Below are 4,340 nucleotides of genomic sequence, written 5' to 3'. Positions count from 1 at the left end.
AGAAAAGAAAAGCAAAGACAATAGAACTAAATAGGCCATAAAGTACAGGCCCTGGTAGGGCAGCTCGACTCTCAGATCAAGCCTGCCCCACCTGGCCCATATTTTTAAGGAACCATTCTCTGTCTTCACTTTAGCTATTGTGAGATTCTGATCCTAAGCCATCAGGGCTGCCTGGGAGGCAGTTTAGTAGCCTATTGTCACTATGAAGAGTCATGATGTATCGTATCAGGAGGAGTCTTGGAAAGCTCTCTAGCCCTTCCAAAGGAAAGGAGTCCCTTCTCGTAGAGCCGAAGGGCCAGCTCCTTTTTCAGTCTTGAGGGGATTTCCTCTCTGGGCAAGCAGATGGCTTCCACCAAATCTTCGGGGATCTCCCTTGTCAACTTCTGCAAAAAGAGTGGTGTCAAATCCCTGGAGGTTGCTCCTGGCATGGTCATTGATTTTGACGAGAACCATTAACCCACCCCCTTCCTCTTTCAATCCGGGGACCACAAAGTTATGTTATTCACCGCTTCAAAATCACCATCGCTGGATGCCATATGGGTTATCCTCTTTCTCTCCATTACCGCAAGGTGGGCGGCATCGGCGGTAAGGAGTCCGTAGGTCTTGGCTTTCTGGACAACTGCGGTCATGTCTTTGTCGGTCAGATCAAGAATCCTCAGCCCAAAGTCTTTTAGGCTATTGATATATCCCCTGTATTCTTCTACCGGCCGGAAAACTTTTTCTCTGCTTTCGGTATCCTTCAAAAGGGCTTTAACATTTTGTAATGTTACCTTATCCAGAAAGTTAGAGGCAGACTGCATGATGAGTTTAAAAGTTACCTCTTCTATTACCAGGGCAGATGTGTAAGCCTTAAGATCAAAAGACTCTACCTTCTTCAAAAACTCCACGGAGACGGGATTAACATCAAAGGCATGATGGAGAAAAATGTTGGCGTCTATAAAAATGGGCTCTTTCCCTCTAAAGTCTTTAAGATTTTTCGGCATAGAGTTTCTCCAATTCCTCCAGGGATAGTTTCCCCTTCACCAGCCCTCTAAAACTTTCCGTATAGCTTTTCTTAAAAGGTACAATAACAATACCTTCTGCGGTTATCCTAACTTCTACCCTATCCCCTGGGGCCAGGTTGGCCTTTTTTCTTGCTTCCTTGGGAATAACGATCTGGCCTTTTTGTAACACCCTGGCTACAAGCATGAGCACTATCTCCTTTTGTTCTAATTTAAACTTCGTTCAACTATAGAAAAGTTGCCTATGATTTTAAGTAATACCATATATGGAGGTACTCGTCAAGAAGAGATCACCCAGGATCTTGAAGGCCTTCTAATCTCGAAGCTCTCATCTTATCAACCTTTACGTAGACTAGTGGTTGTTCCTTCTCTCTGTGAAGCCTGGCCATCTCCAGGTTCTTTTCTTTTAGCTCCTGGTCAAACTCAGGAAGTAACACAATAAGGGCATTTTCTGGAATTTTATCAAGCAACTCCGGGTGGTCTAAAAGATAGAGATCAAACTCCGTAGAGAGTTTTTGGTTCTTTTCGAACAATTCCTTTTCTCTCATATCAAGCTCCCGACCGTCTCAGTCCTTATTCATCTCGATTTTGGACCTCTAAGGCGACGTTTCATCCGAGGATAGAATCCTTCATGAGTACCTATCCCGATAACTAGAACTACCTTGTCTTGGTGGATAATCTCCTAGAGAACCCGGAGTTCTCCGGCTGAAGAAGTGGCTTCCTAGACCCACAGTCCGATCAGATCTCCACCTTTGCGCTCCCCTTTATAAGGGTTCTCCACCATCTGAGGAAAGAGCTCATCTCGCAGTTTCCGCCTAACAGGTTTATCGAGCCTCTTTAGATCGTGATCTAGCCTGGGGCGTCAGCGAATGTCCCACATCAGTCCAGATCCTTCAGGGCTCTGCTCTCCTTCCAGGAGACCGTCTTGCCCTCAGAATAGGCCTTACGGGCCTCCTGCCATGCTTCTAAGATGGGCTCACTGAGCTTACGCAGAACCAGTTCATCTCCCCGGACCAGCACCGCCAAATAATCTCCCTTGCCCAGATCTTTGGATCTACGGAAACTCACAGGCAGCGTGATCTGTCCTTTTTCCGATACCCGCACTATCTCGATATCCTGGATGTTGGCCTTGTGAGTCTGTGCTTTGGCCATCATAATACCTCCCTGATTCTTTGTAGGAATTTACTACATTCAAGATAACATATCCCTCTAGCTTGTGCAACTCCTTAAATAAACCAAATGCCTCACTTTCTGCTTTTCCTCATCCGCCAGAGATCCAGGGCAACAAGTATGAGGTAAAGGGGAATGACCATCAGGCTGGCCCGTCGTAGGACAATAAGGCGGTCCATCCCCCGATATTCCAGGATCAGATTGTAGTCTCCCCCTTCTTCTATAAACCAGATATTGCTACCTTTCCTCTCGCATAGTGAAGAGGAAAAGTCTCGCCTTGACTACGCACTCTGAGGAGACTTTCTGCCAGCCGGTATCGTAAAAATTCTCAAGGAGCAAGGTCATAATGCAGTTGTCCTAGTCCAAACCATAAAACGGCCTGATCACCTGCCCGAGCAGCCAGGGCACCACCTGAGAACCAGCGTCCAGGCTCAAGACCTCCCCCTAGCCCTCTGGAAAGGAGAGACCGGCCATCTTCCTGCTCTCCCTAAAGAGAGGGGCCAGGTCAGTACCGATGAAAAGGATCAAGCCCATGATGACTACTCCGATAAGCAGGGCCCGAAAGAGATTGCCCTGGTGAGGAGCCACACACCAGATCCGAGTGGATTTTTAAATTTGGCTCTTCAAAATCGTGTACTAACACGTGCAGTATATGTTATGATAAAAATTAGAAATCTTGGTTTTGTCAAGGTAACAAGGAGAGACAACTGGACATGGTAGAAAACAAGCTTCTAGAAAAAGCACTCGATCGTCGGTATCTGGAGCCTTATGCCGGAAAATGGGTAGCCATTATTGATGAGACCGTGGCAGCATGGGCAGAGAGCGCAGTAGAGGTGCTGGCCCAAGCGAAAAAAGATCGGCCTAACGCCGATCCAGAGATCATGAAGGTACCTCGCAAAGACGAAGGCCCCTTAGTCGTATGTGATAAGATTTCCTTACCTACGCATAGGTAATGACAGCTACCCTGTAATACCTATCCGACTTTATGGACCAGACGGCAATGTACTAACACGGGCCCTGCTTGACTCGGGAGCACGGATCTCTCTCTTCCAGGCCGATCTGGCCCAGGCTATAGGGGTTGATGTAGAGTCAGGTGAGCCTATTTACTTGGAAGGCATTGGCGGAAGAATCCTGGGATATACTCATACCTTGACACTTCATTGCACTCAAGAATTCCTCAACAGTTAGATCGGCCCGGGTAATGAGCGACCTTAGGGTTCCTCTTGCGACCTCACGATGATCAGGAACAGATAGCGTAGCAATATGTCCTTCTTTCACAAGAATAATATGGCTTCCTCGTTGCCTCGCCACCTCCCATCCCAGAGACTCAAATACTTTCACAACTCTGCGTCCGCTTAGAAGTGGAAGCTTCGCCATTAAACCAATACCTCTACTTCGCGCATACTTACAGTAAGAGGCATACCCCTTTCAGCCCGAACCTCAAGACACTGCTTTATTGCGTCTTTGATATTTTCAACTGCTTCCTGTTCGGTTTTGCCCTGGCTCACACATCCCGGAATAGACGGACATTCTGCTACAAACATCCCATCTTCATCCCGTTCAATCGTCACAATAAACTTCACGGCTCATACCTCCTTTGCTGACCTATGACCCAACAATCAATAAGAGTCAGTCGTGTCTCACGATGATCTAATTATCCATGATCAGCTGGGGCTTTTGCAATATATACGTCAAAAAAGCGCCGCGAGAGGAACTCAGGACTTCAGACTAATTTAATTGGACTGTGGTAGGTTGGTGATCACAAAACGGCCTGACCACCTGCCCGAGCAGCCAGGGCACTACCTGAGAGCCGGCGTCCAGGCTGGAGACCTCCCCATAGCCCTCTGGAAAGGTGAGACCGGCCATCTCTCCGGTCTCCCTAAAGAGAGGAGCCAGATCAGTGCCAATGATAAGAATTAAGCCCATAATGACTGTGCCGATAAGCAGGGCCCGAAAGAGATTGCCCCGGTGAGGAGCCACACACCAGATCATAAAGAAAGGAAGTAAGGCCCAGATCAGCAAAGGGAAGCATCCGGTTGACCCCTAAAGCCCCCAGACCCAGAGCTAAAAGGAGGGTGAGGGGAACCATCACCAAGCCCAGGATAAGAACAGCCGGATGGCCCAGGGCCAGGCTGGCATCCAGACCCAGGTAGATCTTCCTTCCGGGAA

General features: G+C 48.0%; 11 protein-coding genes and 1 pseudogene. 2 read left to right on the top strand and 10 right to left on the bottom strand.

Annotated elements, in window-relative coordinates; genetic code table 11:
• Positions 1-200: 200 nt before the first annotated feature.
• The 6 genes from HW443_RS09595 to HW443_RS09570 form a co-directional block, all read right to left on the bottom strand.
• Entirely contained in the window at positions 201-428 is a 228-nt protein-coding gene (locus HW443_RS09595; RefSeq protein ID WP_176238111.1) for a UPF0175 family protein, read from the bottom strand.
• 45 nt (positions 429-473) lie between these two features.
• The gene (locus HW443_RS09590) at positions 474-983 is read right to left on the bottom strand and encodes a type II toxin-antitoxin system VapC family toxin (RefSeq protein ID WP_176235954.1); all 510 of its coding nucleotides are present in this window, start codon (positions 981-983) and stop codon (positions 474-476) included.
• Positions 967-1,188, bottom strand: coding sequence for an AbrB/MazE/SpoVT family DNA-binding domain-containing protein (locus HW443_RS09585; RefSeq protein WP_176231976.1), 222 nt, complete (start codon positions 1,186-1,188; stop codon positions 967-969). The genes HW443_RS09590 and HW443_RS09585 overlap by 17 nt, the downstream gene beginning before the upstream one ends.
• A gap of 103 nt (positions 1,189-1,291) precedes the next feature.
• Positions 1,292-1,549, bottom strand: coding sequence for a DUF5647 family protein (locus tag HW443_RS09580; protein WP_176235955.1), 258 nt, complete (start codon positions 1,547-1,549; stop codon positions 1,292-1,294).
• 331 nt (positions 1,550-1,880) lie between these two features.
• A complete protein-coding gene (locus HW443_RS09575; RefSeq protein WP_176235956.1) occupies positions 1,881-2,156 on the bottom strand; it encodes an AbrB/MazE/SpoVT family DNA-binding domain-containing protein in 276 nt (91 codons plus the stop codon).
• A gap of 459 nt (positions 2,157-2,615) precedes the next feature.
• Positions 2,616-2,759, bottom strand: coding sequence for a hypothetical protein (locus HW443_RS09570; RefSeq protein WP_176235957.1), 144 nt, complete (start codon positions 2,757-2,759; stop codon positions 2,616-2,618).
• A gap of 125 nt (positions 2,760-2,884) precedes the next feature.
• Here HW443_RS09570 and HW443_RS09565 point away from each other — a divergent pair, with 125 nt between their 5' ends.
• Both HW443_RS09565 and HW443_RS14010 read left to right on the top strand, forming a co-directional pair.
• Positions 2,885-3,124 carry a DUF5678 domain-containing protein gene (locus HW443_RS09565; protein WP_176235958.1) on the top strand — a complete coding sequence of 80 codons (240 nt, stop codon included), beginning with the start codon at positions 2,885-2,887 and terminating at the stop codon, positions 3,122-3,124.
• On the top strand, positions 3,093-3,359 hold the full coding sequence (locus HW443_RS14010; RefSeq protein ID WP_176235959.1) for an aspartyl protease family protein: 267 nt from the start codon (positions 3,093-3,095) through the stop codon (positions 3,357-3,359). Before HW443_RS09565 ends, HW443_RS14010 begins: the two co-directional genes overlap by 32 nt.
• Here the strand turns inward: HW443_RS14010 and HW443_RS14005 are convergent.
• The 4 genes and pseudogenes from HW443_RS14005 to HW443_RS09540 all read right to left on the bottom strand — a co-directional run.
• A pseudogene (locus tag HW443_RS14005) lies at positions 3,327-3,548 on the bottom strand (type II toxin-antitoxin system HicA family toxin); the annotation flags it as partial. The gene HW443_RS14010 and the pseudogene HW443_RS14005 sit on opposite strands and share 33 nt — an antisense overlap.
• Positions 3,548-3,754 (bottom strand): type II toxin-antitoxin system HicB family antitoxin, encoded by a 207-nt coding sequence (locus tag HW443_RS09550; protein ID WP_176235961.1) that lies wholly within the window; start codon positions 3,752-3,754, stop codon positions 3,548-3,550. The gene HW443_RS09550 and the pseudogene HW443_RS14005, both read right to left, overlap by 1 nt.
• Before the next feature lie 145 nt (positions 3,755-3,899).
• A complete protein-coding gene (locus tag HW443_RS09545) occupies positions 3,900-4,097 on the bottom strand; it encodes a hypothetical protein (protein WP_176235962.1) in 198 nt (65 codons plus the stop codon).
• Positions 4,069-4,340, bottom strand: a 272-nt coding sequence (locus HW443_RS09540; protein ID WP_275942765.1) for a PTS transporter subunit IIC, incomplete at its 5' end; no start/stop codon positions are given. The genes HW443_RS09540 and HW443_RS09545, both read right to left, overlap by 29 nt.

Origin of the sequence: Candidatus Hakubella thermalkaliphila (assembly GCF_013281975.1) — a bacterium.
Lineage (GTDB): Bacteria > Actinomycetota > Humimicrobiia > Hakubellales > Hakubellaceae > Hakubella > Hakubella thermalkaliphila.
This window is presented reverse-complemented; position numbering and strand designations above follow the sequence as displayed.